The organism is uncultured Rikenella sp. (assembly GCF_910577125.1).
Lineage (GTDB): Bacteria > Bacteroidota > Bacteroidia > Bacteroidales > Rikenellaceae > Rikenella.
This window is the reverse complement of sequence record NZ_CAJTMN010000183.1, coordinates 1-1,514: the sequence shown is the minus strand read 5'-3', so window position 1 is coordinate 1,514 and position 1,514 is coordinate 1. Positions and strand designations below refer to the sequence as shown.

Annotated in this window: 1 protein-coding gene; it reads left to right on the top strand. The window is 59.9% G+C overall.

Annotated features, from left to right (window positions below; all coding sequences use genetic code 11):
- Positions 1 to 110: 110 nt before the first annotated feature.
- Positions 111 to 1,331 (top strand): SufS family cysteine desulfurase, encoded by a 1,221-nt coding sequence (locus tag QZ292_RS10365; RefSeq protein WP_294601278.1) that lies wholly within the window; start codon positions 111 to 113, stop codon positions 1,329 to 1,331.
- Positions 1,332 to 1,514: the final 183 nt, after the last annotated feature.

Genomic DNA, 1,514 nt, shown 5'->3' with positions numbered 1-1,514 from the left:
AGCTTTAGGATGCGTGAGCATCCTCTAAAGTTTTTTTGGTTCTTTTTGTTCACAAAAAGAACAGTTCACTCCAGGGCAAGTACAGATAAACGAACGTTATAGATACATCGATGAAAAGTTTGACAGATATCCGAACGGATTTTCCCATACTTTCGGCCCGAGTGAACGGTCGGCCCCTGGTCTACCTCGACACCGCCGCCACCGCCCAGAAGCCCGAAGTCGTGATCCGCACCGTGGATGAGCTGCACCGCACCCTGAACGCCAACATCCACCGCGGCATCCACTATATGGCCGAAGAGACCACCCTGCGGTACGAGCAGGCCCGCGAGCGCGTTCGCCAGCTGTTGAACGCCCGTTCGACCCGCGAAGTCGTCTTTACCAGCGGCGCCACCCAGTCCATCAACCTCGTCGCCTCCACCTTCGGCGAGAAGTATATCCACGCCGGCGACAACATCGTCGTCACCGAGATGGAGCACCACTCGAACCTCGTTCCGTGGCAGCTCGCCGCCATGCGGAGAGGCGCCGAACTGCGCGTCCTGCCTTTCGACGACGCAGGAGCCTTGCGACAGGATCTGCTGCCCGGACTGCTCGACGAGCGGACACGGATCGTCGCCGTGACCCAGGCATCGAACGTGCTCGGCACCGTTCCCGACCTGCCCCACATCATCGCGACCGCTCATGAGCGGGGGATACCCGTGCTCGTGGACGGCTGTCAGGGCATCGTCCACCAGATGACCGACGTGCAAGCCTTGGACTGCGATTTCTACGCCTTCTCCGGCCACAAACTTTACGGGCCGACCGGTATCGGTGTTCTGTACGGCAAAGAGCGGTGGCTCGAAGAGCTCCCCCCGTATATGGGCGGCGGCGACATGGTCGGCACCGTCACCCTGCCCGCCGGCACCACCTTCGCCGAGCTCCCCCTGAAATTCGAAGCCGGTACCATGAACTACATCGGCGCCATCGGGCTCGGCACCGCCATCGACTACCTCGCCGGATTAGACCCCGAGCGCATCCACGCACACGAGGCCGACCTGCTGACACGGGCGACCGAACACCTGCAGACGATCGACGGCCTCCGCATCTACGGGACGACCCCGGACAAGAATCCGATTGTCTCGTTCACCGTCGAGGGGACACACCCGGCCGACATCGCCATGATCATCGACAAACTCGGCGTCGCCATGCGCTCCGGCACCCACTGCGCGGAACCCGTCATGACCCACTACGGCATCACCGCAATGTGTCGGCTCTCGATCGGGCTCTACAACACCGCCGAGGAGATCGACACGGCGGCCGCTGCGGTGGAACGGGCCGTCGCCATGCTCCGATAAATATTCATGAATCGTAATTTTATACGATTCTTTAATCAGGAGGGTACTGTTCTCGTTGGCTTCGCCTTCCTCCTCGCCGCTCGGCAATATGCAAACTTTGTTTGCATTGCACTCGCTGGCAGCGTCGGTTGTGAACAAAGAGAACCAGAAAAACTTTAGAGGATGCTTACGCATCCTAAAGCT

What these genes read in the sequence shown, in the direction of transcription:
- QZ292_RS10365 (WP_294601278.1), top strand. Translation starts at nt 111, where the DNA reads ATGAAAAGTTTGACAGATATCCGAACGGATTTTCCCATACTTTCGGCC.